Source organism: Dyella flagellata (genome assembly GCF_030160275.1).
GTDB lineage: Bacteria > Pseudomonadota > Gammaproteobacteria > Xanthomonadales > Rhodanobacteraceae > Dyella_B > Dyella_B flagellata.
On record NZ_BSOA01000050.1, the window covers coordinates 51,106 to 67,690 of the forward strand.

Below are 16,585 nucleotides of genomic sequence, written 5' to 3' on the forward strand. Positions count from 1 at the left end.
GGGAGCAAGGGCGTCAGCCCTGCGAGTGCTTCTGCACGTGCTTGTTATCCGCTTGCGCGGTACGCGCATCCTTGCCATCCGGATTCGTCTCGGCGGCATCCACCAGCGCCTTGTCCTGCGCATCCAGGCGGTAATCCATCACGACCTGCTGCGGATTCACTTCCGCACCCGGGCGCACATGCTGCAAGCCGTTCACCACCACCACGTCGCCGGCGTTGAGGCCGTCATCGATTACACGCAGGCCATGGAACAGCGGACCAACGTCAACCTTGCGGTACTGCACCTTGTGCTGACCATCCACCACGTAGACGAACTGGTTGCTCAGGTCCGTGCCCACGGCGCGATCGTCGATCAGTACGCGCGGACGCGGCTGGCCAGCCTGCAAGTGCATGCGCGCATACAAGCCGGGCGTGAGCAGGCCGTTTTCCTCGTCGAACACGGCGCGCAAACGCATCGTGCCTGAGCCGGGGCGTACCTGGTTGTCGACGAAGTCGATGCGGCCCTCATGCGGATAGCCCTGCTCGTCGGCCAAGCCCATGGCCGCTTCGATGCGTGGCGCGCGGCCGTTCTTGATCGCGTCGCGACGCAGGCGATCGAGCTTGAGCCAGGTCTGCTCATCCACGTCGAAATACGCGTAGATGGGATTGACCGAGACCACGCTGGTCAGCACGTCGGAGCTGGATACCAGGTTGCCCGGTTGAATGCGCGCGTTGCTTACGTGGCCGTCGATCGGTGCACGCACCTGGGTCCAGTCGAGATTGAGCTTGGCCGTGGCCAGCGCCGCGATGGAAGCTTCCAGCGTGGCCTTGGCGCTTTGCTCGGCGGTGTTCTGGCTGTCAGCTTCCTCTTGCGAAACCGCATGCTGCGCGAGCAGGCGGCGCGCACGGTCCGCGTTGGCCTGGGCCAGCGCGAGTTGCGCTTTGGACTGTGCGGCGTTGGCTGTCAGCCGATCGACTTCGGCCTGGAACGGACGCGGGTCGATCACGAACAGTACGTCGCCCTTGCGCACCTCGGTGCCTTCCTTGAAGTGCACGGAGTCCACATAGCCGCTTACGCGCGGACGCACGTCGACGGTATCGACGGCCTGCAACTGACCGGTGAAGTCGGCGCTGTCGCTGACCGGGCGTACCATCACCGGGGCCACGGTTACTTCAGGCGGGCCCCCCTGTCCGTTGGCGGCCTGGGCATGGGCGCTGCCGCCATGGCTGCCCAGCAGTGCCCAACTGCCGGCAATAGCTGCTACGACCAGGCTGGCCAGGATTGCTTTCTTCAACATCACTCGCTCCCATTTTTGTCAGATGCCGGGGAAAGGGCTCTCCTGCGCTTTCCAAAGCGCCATGCCGCGCGGATGCGCGGGCACGACCACAGCGAAATCAAGCATTTACACGACCTGGGTTCGCTTCAGGCCATCCCGGGCCAGGCTGACAGGTAAAGCCGATGCCATGTCAGGCTTCTCTTGTCGCAGTGCAGCAAGATAGCGACGGAACGAATAATGGGTATACCGTACAGTTTAGAAAATCCGTTTCTTGCGCAAGCCACTCGTGACTTGGAGTCACGAGTGAGCACATAATGAGCAACAGTCTGTCGTTTGGATCGTGCTATGGAAGACTTTTCCGCTATTGCCGCTTTCGTCCGGGTCGTGGAAGCGAAGAGTTTTGCGTCCGCCGCCGCCCAGCTGGGCATGACCCCTTCCGGGGTCAGCCGGGCGGTGTCCCGCCTGGAAGAACAGCTCAGCGTGCGGCTGCTGTTTCGCTCCACCCGCTCGCTGCGCCTCACCGACGATGGGGCCTCGTTCTATACCCGTTGCAAGGAGATCCTTGCCGATCTGGCCGAGGCCACCGAGGCGCTGGGCTATGCCCACCACAAGCCGCAGGGCAAGCTGCGGGTGGGCATGTCGGCCTCGATCGGCCGCACCGCGATCGTGCCCAAGCTGAGCGAATTCCAGCAACGCTACCCGGAGATCCGCCTGGAACTGATGATGTGCGACTTCCCCTACGATCTGAACGAGGAAGGGGTCGATTGCGCCATCCGCATGGGCGAGTTGGAGGATTCCAGCCTGATCGCCCGCAAGATCGGCTACCTGCGCAATGTGTTGCTGGCCTCGCCGGAATACCTTGAACGCTATGGCACGCCGGGGAGCATCGATGATCTGAAGAACCATCGCTGCATCAATTACGTCTACCCGAACGGCAAGCCGCGGCAGTGGTCATTCGATACGCCCGGCGGCCGCATGGAAGTGGACGTCAACGCGCATTTGCTGATCAACGACGGCGAATCGGTGATCCAGGCGGCCATGGCGGGCTTGGGCATCATCCAGGCACCGCACGTAATGGCGACCTGTGCGCTGGAGGTCGGCAAGCTCGAACCGATCCTTACCGACACTGTTTCCACCGGCAAGAACGTGTGGATCGTCTATCCGCAGAAAAAGCATCTTTCCGCCCGCGTCCAGGCCTTCATCGAATGGGCGCGCGAATTGTTCGAGCGCCCGTTCGAATCGGTGTGTCCGATAGCGCCGGTGGTGGAAGCTTTCCGTCCGCCGCTGCCGTCGGTGAGGAAGGAAAAGCCGCTGCGCGCGCAATGACGGCGCGTAGGCTGGGATGACAATCCCAGCACTGCCATGCATGCGGCACAAGCGATGCTGGGATTGCCATCCCAGCCTACGAATCAGGCTCCGGCGGGTACCAACAACAGCAACGCCGCACCCAGCGCAATGCGATACCAAGCAAACCAGGTAAAGCGATGCGTGCGGATATAGCCGAGCAGCCATTTCACCGCCACGAACGCCACCACCAGCGAGACCGCGAAGCCAATGATCAGCGCGCCCCAGTCTTCCTGGGCGGCGCCACCTGCCTTGAGCACTTTCAGCAGCTCATAGCCGGTCGCCGCATACATGGTCGGGATGCCGACCAGGAACGAAAACTCGGTGGCGGCGGGGCGATTGCTGGTGCCGGCGAGCATCGCGGTGAAGATCGTCGCGCCCGAGCGCGAAGTACCCGGAAACACGCCGGCGATGATCTGCGCGACGCCGACCAGGATGGCTACCCGCCAGCTCACCTCACTACGATCCACCTGGCGGGCGGCGACGGCTTCCGCACCCAGGATCCAGAACCCGCCGATCAACAGGGCCCAGGCGATCGGCGTGATCGTTTCGGGCAGCTTGAAGCCGTAGTGCGTGACGACGAGGCCGAGCACGCAGGTAATCAGAAAGGCCACCAGCAGCTTGAGCAGATAAGCGCGGTTGGCCGGTTCTTGCCAGTGGATGAGCAAGTCCCAGATGCGTTTCCAGTAGATCAGCGTGATGGCAAGGATGGCGCCGGCCTGGATGCCCACGTTGAACAGGTCCGATCGCGCGCCGAGCCCGAAGCTCTCGGCGATCAGCAGGTGTCCGGTACTGGAGACCGGCAGGAATTCGGTAATGCCCTCGATGATGCCGAGCAGGATCACATGGATGAGGTCGTGCACGCGGAAACTCCTGGTGGAGAGATGCGACGGCACACGGCCGGCATGAAAACGATATAGCCTAAGGCTTAGTTCTGCCTTGCCGGATGGTTAACGTGGCGGGCAGCCCACGTGCGACACGACACGATGACGACCAGCAAACCTACCGATACCGAGCAGTATTTGCGCGAGCTGGCGAAGCTGCGCCGCGTGCGCGACCGGATCGACCGCCAATACTCCCAGCCGCTGGACGTGGAGGCGCTCGCCCGGGGCGTTCATATGTCCGCCGGGCACCTCAGTCGCCAGTTCCGCCTCGCCTACGGCGAATCGCCTTACTCTTATCTGATGACGCGGCGCATTGAGCGTGCGATGGCGCTGCTGCGCCGGGGCGACCTCAGCGTCACCGACGTGTGCTTCGAGGTCGGCTGCTCTTCGCTAGGTACCTTCAGCACCCGCTTCACCGAGCTGGTCGGCATTTCTCCCAGCACCTATCGGCGACAGCAGGCGCAGGCGACCGAGGGCATGCCCTCGTGCGTGTCCAAACAAATCACGCGACCGATCAGGAATCGAGAAGCGCCAGTACCGGAGCCGTCGTTAGAGTGATCGCACTTTCAACCCAGGACCGATCACATGAACATCAGCATCCACTCCACCTTCCTCCCGCAGACCAACCCGGAAGCTTCGCTGGCCTTTTACCGCGATACCCTGGGCTTTGAAGTCCGCAATGACGTCGCCTACGGCGGAATGCGCTGGATCACTGTCGGCCCCAGCGGCCAGCCCGGCGTGTCCATCGTGCTGACGCCACCGGCCGTCACCCCTGGCCTTACCGAGGACGAGCGCCGCACCATCACCGAGATGATGGCCAAGGGCACCTACGGCATGATCATCCTCGCCACCCAGGACCTGGACCGTACCTTCGAGCGGATCCAGGCCACCGGTGCTGAGGTGATCCAGGAGCCGACCGCGCAGCCGTACGGGGTTCGCGATTGCGCCTTCCGGGACCCGGCCGGTAACCATGTCCGCATTAACGAGGTGCGCTGAACTTGTTCGGCGATGCCATGTAGGCCGGGATGACAATCCCAGCCAGGCGAAACCAGAAAAGCAGCTGGGATTGGCATCCCAGCCGACGTCGCCCCGGCTATTTCTGATAGCACCATATGGGTGCAATATTGCACCCATATGGTGCGCAAGGGGTTCGCGCCAACCGCCCGTTTTTGTGCAATCATTTGAAGTTCCGGGGCTTTTGAAGTTGGTACGGTGCTTGCCTAGAAGCACGCGCGATCCCCCTTTCACGAATCATCGAGGTTTTACATGTCTGCCAAGCAAGTTCTCGACCTGATCCAGGAAAAAGAGGTCGAGTTCGTCGACCTGCGTTTCGCCGACATGCTCGGCAAGCACCATCATGTGACCTTCCCGGCCCACCAGATCGACGAATCCACCTTCGAAGACGGCAAGATGTTCGACGGCTCCTCGATCTCCGGCTGGAAGGGCATCAACGAATCGGACATGGTGCTGCTGCCCGACCCGACCACCGCCTACCTCGATCCGTTCAGCGCGCACACCCAGCTGGTCTTGCATTGCGACGTGCTGGAGCCCAGCACCATGCAGGCCTATGGCCGCGACCCGCGTTCGATCGCCAAGCGTGGCGAGGCCTTCCTCAAGTCCACCGGCCTGGCCGACACCGCCTACTTCGGTCCGGAGCCGGAATTCTTCATCTTCGATTCCGTGCGCTGGCAGAACGACATGGGCCGCGTGTTCTACGAAATCGAATCGCAGGAAGCAGCGTGGAGTTCGCGCTTCAAGTACGACGAAGGCAACAGCGGCCATCGTCCGGGCGTGAAGGGCGGCTACTTCCCGGTCAGCCCGGTCGACTCGCTGGGTGACCTGCGCGCCGACATGTGCAAGGTGCTGGAGTCGCTTGGCCAGGTGGTGGAAGTGCACCACCACGAAGTGGCCAATGCTGGCCAGTGCGAGATCGGCGTGAAGTTCAACACGCTGGTAACGAAGGCCGACGAGCTGATGACGCTCAAGTACGTGATCAAGAACGTGGCGCACCAGAACGGCAAGACCGTCACCTTCATGCCCAAGCCGATCGTTGGCGACAACGGCAGCGGCATGCACGTGCACCAGTCGCTGAGCAAGGACGGCAAGAACCTGTTCTCCGGCGACCTGTATGGCGGCCTGTCGCAGATCGCGCTGTGGTACATCGGCGGCATCTTCAAGCACGCCAAGGCCATCAACGCGTTCGCGAACTCCACCACCAACAGCTACAAGCGCCTGGTGCCGGGCTTCGAAGCGCCGGTGATGCTGGCCTACTCCGCGCGCAACCGCTCGGCGAGCTGCCGCATTCCGTTCGTGTCCAATCCCAAGGGTCGCCGCATCGAAGTGCGCTTCCCCGATCCGATCCAGTCCGGCTACCTCACCTTCACCGCGCTGATGATGGCTGGCCTCGACGGCATCCTCAACAAGATCGACCCGGGTGCGCCGGCCGACAAGGATCTGTACGACCTGCCGCCGGAAGAAGAAAAGAACATCCCGCAGGTGTGCTCCAGCCTCGACGCCGCGCTGGAAGCGCTGGACAAGGATCGCGACTTCCTCAAGGCCGGCGGCGTGTTCACCGACGACTTCATCGATGCCTACATCGAACTGAAGATGCAGGAAGTGACGCGCTATCGCGCCAGTACGCATCCGCTGGAATTCCAGATGTACTACGCGATCTGATCGCAGGCTTCACGTGATGCATCAAGACGGGCGCTTCGGCGCCCGTCTTCGTTTGCCGCTTTATCCCCAATGATCCGTATTTCGTGGCAAGGTCGCCCCTGCACCCACTTTCAAGGCAGGATCGTGTCGCATAAGCGAATCGCGCTGTGGCTCATGGCTTCCATAGCCTGTTGCTCGCCAAGCCTCTTTGCTGCTTCGCTCGCGATACATCGCCCCCTCGACCAGCCCCAGCCGCCGCCCGGTGCCGGCCCCAGCGCGCAAACCATCAAGGCCTGGCAGGACCGCAAGTTCGGCATGTTCATCCACTTCGGCCTGTATTCCATCGCCGGCGGCATGTGGCACGGCAAGCGCGTGGACAACGGTTATAGCGAGCAGATTCTCGCCAACGCCCCGATTCCCGCGCAGGCTTACGAAGCCCTCGCACAGCAGTTCGATCCAGAGCAATTCGATCCCGATGCCATCGTCGCGCTGGCCAAGGCCGCCGGCATGAAGTTCATCGTGATCACCGCCAAGCACCACGACGGCTTCAATCTGTTCCAGACCGCGCAGACGTCCTACAACAGCGCGGACGGCACGCCTTATCACCGGGACGTCGTGAAGGAACTGGCCGAGGCCTGCGCTCGTGGTGGCCTGAAATTCGGCGTGTATTACTCCACCATCGACTGGCATCACCCGGGTGGCAACACCTACATCGAAGGCAACAGCAATCCGATCACGCCCGGACAGGAAGCCTTCAACGTGGCCCAGTTGAAGGAACTGCTCAGCCATTACGGCCCCATTGCGGAAATCTGGTTCGACATGGGCAAGCCCACGCCTGCGCAAAGCGCCCACTTCGCGCGCACTGTGCATGCGCTACAGCCACAAACGATGATTTCCGGCCGAGTTTGGAACCATTACGGCGACTTCGCCGTGATGGGCGACAACGCGGAGCCCGACGTGGGCATGGAGCTGCCGTGGCAATCGCCCGCCTCCATGTTTCCCGAAACCTGGGGCTATCGCTCGTGGCAGGAACGAAAAGACCTGCCGGGCAAGATCCGCGAGAACATCACGCGCCTGGTGCGCGTGGTCAGCCAGGGCGGCAACTACATCCTCAACATCGGCCCGGAGGGCGATGGCTCGGTCGTGCCCTATGAAGCGCAGGTGCTGCGCGGTATTGGTGAGTGGCTCAAGCGCAATGGCGAAGCCATCTACGGCACGCGCAAGCAGCCGTTCGCAGCCCTGGATTTCGGTTACGCCACGGTGGGTGCGCATGCGCTCTACCTGTTCGTGGCAAAGCTGCCGCCGGATCACTTGCTGCATGTACCCGGTTTGGCCGACACCGCATTCGGCGCCGCCTATCGATTGGGCTCGCCCGGTTCGACCGTGCAAGTGCAGCGCAACGGCCATGACATAAGCATTGCGCTCGACCGTCTTGCCAACCAGCCGATCGGCAACGACGTCGACGCTTTCATGCCCGTCATCGTGCTGCCGCTCAAAGGACCGCTGCGAGTTCGCCCCAACATGATTGCCGCGGGCGCCGATGGCAGCTTCCATTTGCAGCCCGCACAAGCCGAGCACTATCTCAACTACAACGGCGAGGGCTACGAAGCGCCAGCCACGTTGTACAAGCTGAGCTGGCGGCTGGATGCGCAAGCGGCCAGCTACACGCTCACCCTGCACTATCTGCCAGGCAGCGAGCGGATGCAGATGGACTTGTGGGTCGATGGCCAACGCTATCCCCTGGATCTTGCAGCCGCGACAGCCAGCCAGGCAGTGCGCATCCGCCGCATCCGCACCAATCATCCTTACGCCATGCAAGTGGAGCTGACTCCATTGGCGCCGTTCCAGCAAGGCGCTGCGTTGCCGGTGCAGCTGCAGTCGCTAGAGTTGTCGCCGTATCAATAAATGTGCCGGGGCGCTGTGCGGCGTCCCGTATATGGGTCTCTCGTCAGTTGACCTCAGGCATGGATATGCTTTTGAATAGTGAGATAAGCATCACATTTATCCGCGCCGTGAACGGAGCGCAGGCGACTACAGGGGACAGTCGATGGATCGCCGCTTTCACTTCATTTCAGGCCTGCCCAGGTCCGGCTCCACTTTGCTTTCCGCCATATTGAGCCAGAACCCGCGCTTCCACGCGGCGATGAGCGGCCCTTTGGGCGGCGCCTTCAACACTCTGTTGGGCGAACTCAGTGGTCGCAATGAGTATTCGGTATTTATCAGCGACGTGCAGCGCCAGCGCATGCTGCGTAGCTTGTTCGCCGCTTATTACGGCCCTGAATACGGCGCCGAGGTGGTGTTCGATACCAACCGCATCTGGTGCGGCAAGTTGCCTCAGCTCAAAGCGCTGTTCCCCCAGGGCAAGGTGATCGCCTGCGTGCGGCACGTGTCGTGGATCATCGACAGCGTCGAGCAGCTGGTGCGCAAAAACGCGTTTCAGCCCTCCTCCATCTTCAATTACCAGCCCGGCGGTACGGTGTATTCGCGCGCCGAAGGCTTGGCTAACGGCGACGGCCTGGTCGGCCACGCCTATAACGCGCTAAAAGAAGCGTTCTATGGTGATGACACCGCCAACTTGTTGCTGCTGCGGTACGAAACATTGGTGAGCGACCCGGCACGCGCCATTGCGGCGGTGTATGACTTCGTAGGCGAACCCAGGTACGCCCACGACTTCGACAACATAAGCTACCAGGCCGATGAATTCGACCTGCGCGCCGGCACACCTGGGCTGCACACCGTGCGCAAGAAAGTCCAGGCACGCGAACGCAGCAGCGTATTGCCGCCGGATGTGTTCCGCCGTTTCGAGAACGACATGTTCTGGCTGGATCCGGCGCTGAATCCGCGCGGCGTCCTGGTGGTTTGAGCGCAGCGCCTTCGCGCTATCCACTCTCTTTTTTGTGATCGAAAACCGGATTGCCAGCGACCGCGTGCGCATGGCGAACACCGTTCAACAGCTTGCAGGCGTACAGGGAGCCTACGCAGTGAATCGCATCTATCGATTGGTTTGGAATCGTGCCTTCGGCGTCATGCAAGTGGCGTCTGAATTTGCCATTGCCCCTCATGGTGGCGTCTGCGCGAGCGCGGACGATCGCGTTCCTGGGTTGGCCGTGCGACCGTTAGCGCGCGCGCTAGTCGGTATGCTCGCACCAATGTTGCTGCTTGCGTCGCCAGCGGCGTTTGCGGCGGTGGCGCCGCAGCAATACAACGTCACGCAAGCCACGGACGACGGCACCGGCAACACTGTTGGTAGCTTGAGCTGGGCCATCATCCAAAGCAACGCCGCGCCAGGCAGTATCATCGACATCACCCTGGCGTCCGGCAACAGCATCACGGTCAGCGGCAACCTGCCGGCGATCAGCGCGGCTACCACGCTCGAAAGCGCCAGCAACGTAAGCATCAATGCCGCCATCACCGGCACGGCGCCGGCGACGCTGCTGGTGGTGGGCGTGAACAACGCAACCGTCGCGGTTACGGGCATTGATGGCGACTATGGCTCAGCTGCGCTTACATCAGGTGGGGCAGGCAGCCCAGGTCATGCCGGTGGTGTGGCGATTGGCGGTAGCGGCTTTGTCTTGAATAACCAGAGCAAGGTTAGTGGCGGTGTCGGTGGCGCGGGTGGTTACGGCAGTCGGGGCGGCACGTATGGGACTCCGGGTGGCGCCTTTTTCAGGAATGCGATGCCGGGGAATGGTGCCAATGGCGGCGCTGGCGGCACGGGAGCCAGCGGTGGCGCGGGCGTAAGCGGTTCTGCCTTGAGGGTTGCCAATACGGGCATCGTTGTTGGCGGCCTTGGTGGTGCTGGCGGTAGGGGTGGCGCAGGCAGTGGTGGCGGCAAGTACGTGGGCAGCCCGTTCTCCTCCTCTAGTGCTGCGGTGGGAATCGGAGGCACAGCCGGCCTCGGAGGCGCAGGTGCCAATGGCGGTAATGGAGGCAATGGTGGTGCCGGCATCAACACAACTGGTGTGAGTACCCTGGTCAACACTAGTGCGATCAAGGGTGGCATGGGTGGTTACGCCGGCGCGGGTGGCAGGGGTGGGAATGGCGGTCAGATATTGGCGCCACTTAGAGGCGGCATTGTTAGCGGCAACTCGGGCAATACGGGCGAAGCAGGTGGCACAGGTGGCTCAGGCGGCGCTGGCGTAACGGGTGCGTCGTTCAATCTCCAGAACAGCGGCTTGATTGAAGGCGGTTACGGCCGCCAGGGCGGTCACGGCGGCGAGGGTGGTTCGGGCAGCGGGTTCTATTCCCCCATTACATCGGGCAACGCCGGCAGTGGCGGAGCAGGCGGTGCTGCCGGCGCCGGAGGCGTGGGGGGCAATGCGGTTGAAGGAAGCCAGTTCACGTTTAGCAATACTGGAACCGCCAGTGGCGGTAATGGGGGCGGTGGTGGCTACGGTGGGTCGGGAGGTTACGGCGGGAGAGTTGGAGCCGTAAACGACGTTACCGGTAAGGGCGCTAATGCTGGAGCTGGCGCCATTGGCGGAGCCGGTGGCGCAGCAGTAAGCGGCAACTATTTCACGGCAACCAACGACGGTAGCCTCACCGGAGGGGTGGGCGGTTACGGTGGCCACGGCGGCTCAGGTGGTTCTGGTGGCTGGAGTACCTCAAGTCTTGGCGGTATCGCGGGTAACGGGGGCAGCGGTGGCAACGGTGCCGCGGGCGGTCATGGTGGCGCGGGTGTTATCGGTATCGGCTTCACGTTTACCAACAACAAAAACGTCAGCGGTGGCACTGGCGGTGTTGCGGGAATAGCGGGACTGAAGGGATTTGCAGGCGACACCGTCGGAAGCACAGTGGGCGAGAACGGCAATGACGGTGGTAGCGGAATCGGCGGCGCAGGCGGCGATGGCGTCGCAGGCAGCCAATTCATCTTTGCCAACAATGGCACCGATACAGGGGGCGCCGGGGGTCGTGGTAACCATGGGCCCACTGGGGCATGGGGCGGAAGCTACGGAGATGTTGGCAGCATAGGCGGCGTTGGCGGTGCGGCGGTGAACGGCATCAGCGCGACCATCGTCAACACCGGCACCCTCGATGGAGGCGCTGGCGGAACTGGTGGTGCCGGCTTGGCCGGCTTCCGTGCGGGCAGCGCCCCATCTGTCGTCGTCGGCGGCACGGGCGGTATGGGCAGCCAAGGTGGTACAGGTGGCGCGGGAGTGACCGGCACCGGCTTTACAGTCACCAGTAGCCAACACATCAATGGTGGCACCGGTGGCAATGGTGGTTTGGGAGGCAGTGGCGGATGGGGCGGCTACGGGTTAGGTGGCCCCGGGGGGCGCTCAGGCACTGGCGGCGCCGGCGGTGTGGGTGGTGGTGGCGGCATCGGTGTCAGCGGCGCGGGCTTCACGCTCACCAATTCAGGCGCGATCACGGGTGGCACGGGGGGTGTCGGTGGCACGGGCGGAGGCGCTTATAGTTCGACAGGCACCGCCGGCAACGGCGGTAACGGTGGCGCGGGTGGTACGGGCCTTAACGGTTCGGATTTCACGCTGATCAACACCGGCACGATTGCCGGCGGTACCGGTGGTTCGGCAGGTGAATCCGGTCTGACCGTTTTCGGTAGCACGGCGGGGACCATTGGCGTTGAGGGTGCCGGCGGCGTTGGCGTGGTTTCCAATGGCGGCTCGACCATTACCACCGCCGGTAGTATCGCGGGTGGCGTGAGCACCAGCGGAGCGCAAGCCGATGCCATGGACCTCAGTGGTGGCGGCAATAGCCTGGTGCTGGAAGCGGGCTACGCGTTCACCGGCAATGTGGTGAGTCAGAGCGGCAACACCAACGGCGGCGATACCGTCACGCTAGGTGGCAGCAGCAACGCCACCTTCAATCTTGGCAGCCTGGGTGCGGTCGGCAGCAATGCGCCGTTACAGGGGTTTGCCCCGCATCTCAGCAAATCCGGCACCAGCACCTGGACCCTGACCGGCACCGGCAATGCTATCCAGACGTGGACGATCACCAATGGCTCGCTGGTCGGCGACAGCACCAGCATCGTGGGCAATGTCACTTTCGCGCCGATCAGCGGCGGCAGCGCCAGCCTCACCTTCGATCAAGCCACCAATGCTACGTACAACGGTGTGATCAGCGGCAACGGCTCATTGACCAAGAGTGGTGCCGGCACGCTGACCCTGACCGGCAACAACACCTATACCGGTGCCACTACGGTCAATGGCGGCATGTTGCAAGTTGCCAACAACAACACCAGCGGCATGGTGACTGGCAATGTGACGAACAACGGCACCATGGCCTTCGCCCGCACCGACGCTGTCACTTATAACGCCGTGATCAGCGGCAGCGGCAGCGTGGCGCAGATCGGCAGCGGTACGCTGATCCTCGATGGCGTGAATACCTATGCCGGTGGCACCACGGTACAGGCCGGTACGTTGGAAGTAGGCGACAGCGCGCACAGCAACGCATCCATCCAGAACAACGTGACAGTCAATACCAACGGAACGCTGCGTGGTCATGGCAGCATCAATGGCAACGTCACCAGCGATGGCACGGTGTGGCCTGGTGGTTCGGTGGGTGTGCTGACAATCAACGGCAACTACACGCAGAACGCCGATGCCACGCTGCAGATCGATGTGACGCCGACGCAGGCGTCGGAATTGCTGGTGAACGGCAACGCCAACCTCGCCGGCACGCTACATCTGATTTACGCGCCAGGCGCTTACAGTACCAATGGCTACACCTTGGTGCAGGCCAACTCGCTGAGCGGTAAATTCACCGCAACGACTTCCACCGGTGTGCCTAGCAACCTCGACACGCAGGTGGTCTATACACCGACACAAGCCAACCTGTTGATGATGCAAAAGATCGTTGCCCCGGCTGACGGCGGGCTGTACGCCAACCTGCTGCAAAGCGTGAACCTGGTCGGACAGCAGTCGTTAGACACGGTGCTTGGCGCAACGCTGCGGTCTGGCGACACGTCCTGCAACGGGCACGCAGCACATACCAAGACGGTTGCGTCCTCCTGCAACAGCGATCTGTGGGTGCAATACAGCGGCGGCAACCAATCACTAACCGGACTGAATAGTTCGCTGTTCGGGCTGCAAGGCGGCTTTGATCATGCGCTGAACGACGTACTGCATCTGGGCGTGGAAGCAGGATTCAGCCGCATCAATAGCAGCGACTATCAGGGCAGCAACGCCAACGTGGACAGTGTGCACGGTGGCGTTTACGCATACGCGAATGTCGGGCCAGTGGTGTTGTCGGGCACAATCGACGAGACGCACAGCAGTTACAGCGTGTATCGGCAGACAGGCATCGGTCGCAGCGTGGCTCGTCCGGATGGTGATGCCACAGCTGCCGCACTGCAGGCAGCGTGGCCTCTATCAGCGGCGAAGTGGCAGGTGACGCCGGCGATCGGTGCGCTGTATCAGCATCAGAGTCTGAGCCGCTTCAACGAATCCCTTGCCAGCACCAATCCGTTCGCCAACGACTTCGTGCTACAAGCCGCACATAGCACTTACAACACGTTGCAGCCGTACGCACGTGTGCAGTTCTCACGCCCCTTCGTGGCGCAAGGCATCAATTACGTGCCGCAGTTCGATGTGGGCTACCGCTACAACGCGCACAGCGGCAATGCGACGGTGCAGGCCACTAGCCAGGACGGCACGACGTTTGTGATGCCTGGTGAGCCCTTGGGACGCGGCATGGCAACAGTGGGTGCACGCATCACCGCGCAAGCTGGCGCATCGTGGAGCTTGTATCTGGATTACTCGGGTCAGTTTGCCAGCCATCTCAATGACAATGCGTTGAGCATGGGTTTCATCAAGCAGTTCTAAGCAGGAAGCTGCAGTGCCTCGTCACAGCTTATGTGTCGAGGCTCTCCCCTTACGTGGAGCTGACGTCATCGGCGCCATTCCGGCAAGGCGCCGCGCTGCCGCTAAAGCTGCAATCCATGGAATGGTCGCCGAATCGATAAAAAGTCCTACTTGTCGGGTCAGAAGCTGACCTTGAGTGTCCTGGTGTCAGCCGTGATGCGGGGAGCAAGCGTGTCGTCACGCCGGATTAGCCGTGCTCCAGCCACGGCATAAAGTTTGCTAGCACCCGCACCAAAGAAGATGCGACTCCCAAAGCGGAGGCTGCATCACGGTCCACGAGCAGTTGTGCAGGGGAAACATGCAGCGGTCCGCCTCTTCTCCGAACTCGCCCCGCGTGCCGGGGTCGCTGCTTGGTCTGCTTGCATTTGGCCAGTGCATGGCCCTGATCGACCGCAATCTGCCTGCTGTGGCGGCGCCACTGATGAAAGCGGATCTTGCGCTGTCGGACGCCCAGTTCGGACTGCTGCAAGGCTTTTCGTTCGCGCTGCTCTATGCCACAGGCATGTTGCTGAGCTGGCCGCTGGCGTATTCGATGCGGCGCCTGCAACTGCTGGCGGCATGCGCGGCCACGTGGACGAGCGGTATGCTGGTGTTTGCCTTCGGCCATACGTTTGGCGCATTGCTGGTTGGCCGCGCTCTGGTCGGCCTGGGCGAATCGATGTTCGAGCCGCTGGCGCTCGGCCTGGTAGTGGCACATGTCGCTCCCGCATGGCGCGCGCGATCCATGGCGCTGCTCACCGCGGCCTCGGTGGCCGGACGAAGCCTTTCGCTGTTGCTCGGTGGCGCGGTGCTGGCCGGGTTGGCGCGGTGGCTGCCGACGCAGCCGCCTATGCATTGGCGCTTGTTGTTCGTGGTGATGGCGTTACCGAATCTGCTGACGATCGTCTGGCTGCTGCGCAGCGCCGAGCTTGCACTCAACCCCTTCCCGCCGCGGCCCAGGAAGGTGTTCGTTGCGGTGCTGAATGCGTTTGGCGAGCGGCCGCGGGTTCTGGGGGCTTATCTTTGCAGCGCAGCGGCCGCCTTGCTGGTGGCGCGCGCCCTTGGTGCATGGGCGCCATCCGTCTTGCATCGCGAGCAGGGCTTTGCGCCCGCCACCGCCGCGCTCGTGTTCGGTGCCGCCATGCTGATCGCATCGCCATTGGGCGACTTCATTGCCGGCATCCTGGTCGACAAGTTCCGCTCGCCCATGGCCATCCTTACAGCAGCCCTGTTGCTTGCCGCTCCGGCGTTGGGGGCGATGCCTTGGGCCGGGTCGCCGATGGTGGCGTGCGTGCTGCTGACACTGGCTGCAGTGCTTACCGGCGCTGCGGCAGTCGCCGTGTTGTACGGATGGCCGTCGATGCTCGACCCCTCGCTGCGTGATGCGGGCCTGCGCGTATTTCTGGTGTTCATTGTGCTGATCAGCGAAGGGTTGGGGCCATGGCTGGCGGGGACGGTGAGCGATGGTATGGGGACCGGCGCTCATGCGCTGTCTCTGGCGCTTAGCCGAGTATGCATGTTGGCCGCGGCCATGGGCGTTGCAGCGGCCCTGCTCGCACGCGCGGGCCGGCCACGGCCTGCAGTGGAAGAGGCAGCGGGATGAAAGAAATCTTCGAGTTCGACAGCGACGCCTATGCGAGCGATGAGGCGTTCGTGCGATATCGCGACTTGTATGCGAGCGGTACAGATGTAGAGCGCACGGGTGCGCCCTTTTACGCGCGTTCGCGTAGTTGGAAATTGCATCGGATGATGTTGTTCTCGCGGACCTACGGGGGCGTCAGCCATCGGCGCGCCGAACGCGTGGCCAACGATGGATTCGATCACTTCGTACTGCATCATGTGGTCAGTGGCCAATTGTCCAGCGGACCCTACGGAAAACCAGTGGTCGTTACAGCCGGCGAAAGCCTGCTGCTCGACACCCGCGAACCGATGGAAAGCGCGTCCGCCGGCGTCCGCCTGATCACGCTGAACCTGGGACGTGCCAGCATGCGCGCGGCAGCGGGAAGCCTGGAGCATCTACACGGGCGGCGCATTGGTGCACGGGAGGGGGCGCTGCTCGGCGCCATGTTGTGCACGCTGGTGGAGCAGGTGCCGCAATTGCCGGCGGGCGCGCACGCGACGATCACACGCACCTTGATCGACCTGCTGGCGGTGGCGATCAATCCTGCCGGCGCAGGTGCCTCCGCGGAGTTCTACCGGCTTGAACATGTGCGCCTGGACACTGTGCGGCGGCTGATCGAGTCCAGGCTCGAAGCGTCCGACTTTTCCGTGCAGGACATCGTCAACGTCACCGGCATGTCACGCACGGCCCTGTACCGCCAGTTCGAGAATTTTGGCGGCGTGGCCCGCTTTATCCAGAAGTGCCGACTGCAGCGCTTGCGCGAATGGCTGGATGACCGCGCGTTCGACCATGTGGCGCTGGCTGAGCTGGCGCCTAGGCTGGGGTTTTCCGGTGAAAGCCACGCCAGCCGCCTGTTCAAGCAAGCCTTCGGCATCACACCGGGCGCCTATCGCGCCGCCAGCATCCACGGCGCGAAGAACCCCACCGTGGAGCTGATGGTACGCCGCTGGGCGCACAGCCTCACCGAGGTTGCTTGAGTCGGCGCCGGCTTCCTGCACGTGCGTACCGAATCTGGAACGCACAG

Annotated in this window: 11 protein-coding genes and 1 pseudogene; 10 read left to right on the plus strand and 2 right to left on the minus strand. The window is 62.7% G+C overall.

The annotated features are described in order from the left end of the window. Nucleotides 1–13 precede the first annotated feature (13 nt). The gene (locus tag QQJ96_RS21595; RefSeq protein ID WP_284334105.1) at nucleotides 14–1,276 is read right to left on the minus strand and encodes an efflux RND transporter periplasmic adaptor subunit; all 1,263 of its coding nucleotides are present in this window, start codon (nucleotides 1,274–1,276) and stop codon (nucleotides 14–16) included. A gap of 324 nt (nucleotides 1,277–1,600) precedes the next feature. Between QQJ96_RS21595 and QQJ96_RS21600 the strand changes: the two genes are divergently transcribed. Further along, nucleotides 1,601–2,581 carry a LysR family transcriptional regulator gene (locus QQJ96_RS21600; protein WP_284334106.1) on the plus strand — a complete coding sequence of 327 codons (981 nt, stop codon included), beginning with the start codon at nucleotides 1,601–1,603 and terminating at the stop codon, nucleotides 2,579–2,581. Nucleotides 2,582–2,664: 83 nt separating this feature from the next. Here the strand turns inward: QQJ96_RS21600 and QQJ96_RS21605 are convergent, their stop codons facing one another. Beyond that, nucleotides 2,665–3,462: an undecaprenyl-diphosphate phosphatase gene (locus QQJ96_RS21605; protein WP_284334107.1), complete on the minus strand. Its 798-nt coding sequence runs from the start codon at nucleotides 3,460–3,462 to the stop codon at nucleotides 2,665–2,667. Nucleotides 3,463–3,585: 123 nt separating this feature from the next. On the opposite strand from QQJ96_RS21605, the gene QQJ96_RS21610 reads away from it, so the two are divergent. The 9 genes and pseudogenes from QQJ96_RS21610 (at nucleotide 3,586) to QQJ96_RS21645 (ending at nucleotide 16,538) form a co-directional block, all read left to right on the plus strand. After that, complete coding sequence (locus QQJ96_RS21610; RefSeq protein ID WP_284334108.1) at nucleotides 3,586–4,041, plus strand: helix-turn-helix transcriptional regulator; 456 nt, start codon at nucleotides 3,586–3,588, stop codon at nucleotides 4,039–4,041. A gap of 27 nt (nucleotides 4,042–4,068) precedes the next feature. After that, entirely contained in the window at nucleotides 4,069–4,479 is a 411-nt protein-coding gene (locus tag QQJ96_RS21615; protein WP_284334109.1) for a VOC family protein, read from the plus strand. Nucleotides 4,480–4,749: 270 nt separating this feature from the next. Then, complete coding sequence (gene glnA / locus QQJ96_RS21620; protein WP_284334110.1) at nucleotides 4,750–6,159, plus strand: type I glutamate--ammonia ligase; 1,410 nt, start codon at nucleotides 4,750–4,752, stop codon at nucleotides 6,157–6,159. Between the two features lie 123 nt (nucleotides 6,160–6,282). Further along, nucleotides 6,283–8,043: an alpha-L-fucosidase gene (locus QQJ96_RS21625; protein WP_284334111.1), complete on the plus strand. Its 1,761-nt coding sequence runs from the start codon at nucleotides 6,283–6,285 to the stop codon at nucleotides 8,041–8,043. 142 nt (nucleotides 8,044–8,185) lie between these two features. Continuing rightward, nucleotides 8,186–9,001, plus strand: coding sequence for a sulfotransferase family protein (locus tag QQJ96_RS21630; RefSeq protein ID WP_284334112.1), 816 nt, complete (start codon nucleotides 8,186–8,188; stop codon nucleotides 8,999–9,001). Between the two features lie 70 nt (nucleotides 9,002–9,071). Continuing rightward, nucleotides 9,072–9,209, plus strand: a pseudogene (locus QQJ96_RS23635) (ESPR-type extended signal peptide-containing protein); the annotation flags it as partial. Between the two features lie 66 nt (nucleotides 9,210–9,275). After that, nucleotides 9,276–13,922 (plus strand): hypothetical protein, encoded by a 4,647-nt coding sequence (locus tag QQJ96_RS21635; RefSeq protein ID WP_284334113.1) that lies wholly within the window; start codon nucleotides 9,276–9,278, stop codon nucleotides 13,920–13,922. Between the two features lie 337 nt (nucleotides 13,923–14,259). Further along, nucleotides 14,260–15,543, plus strand: coding sequence for an MFS transporter (locus QQJ96_RS21640; RefSeq protein WP_284334114.1), 1,284 nt, complete (start codon nucleotides 14,260–14,262; stop codon nucleotides 15,541–15,543). Then, the gene (locus tag QQJ96_RS21645; protein ID WP_284334115.1) at nucleotides 15,540–16,538 is read left to right on the plus strand and encodes a helix-turn-helix domain-containing protein; all 999 of its coding nucleotides are present in this window, start codon (nucleotides 15,540–15,542) and stop codon (nucleotides 16,536–16,538) included. Before QQJ96_RS21640 ends, QQJ96_RS21645 begins: the two co-directional genes overlap by 4 nt. Nucleotides 16,539–16,585: the final 47 nt, after the last annotated feature.